The 216-nt window shown below is 30.6% G+C and carries 1 pseudogene; it reads left to right on the top strand.

Annotation, left to right across the window (positions count from 1 at the left end):
• Positions 1–216: pseudogene (locus ACN6NE_RS31430) on the top strand (hypothetical protein); the annotation flags it as partial.

Here is a 216-nt window from a genome sequence, read left to right as displayed (position 1 = left end):
AAGACAAACATGAAAAAGATTACGGCAAAGATAAATGCAAAGACAAACATGAAAAAGATTACGGCAAAGATAAGTACAAAGACAAGTATGAAAAAGACTATGGCAAAGATAAATGCAAAGACAAACACGAAAAAGACTATGGCAAAGATAAATGCAAAGACAAACATGAAAAAGATTACGGCAAAGATAAATGCAAAGACAAACATGAAAAAGATT

It is taken from the genome of Priestia sp. 53B2 (assembly GCF_056099005.1).
Note: the sequence above shows the minus strand (reverse complement) of the source record. Positions and strands in the feature narration are given on the sequence as shown.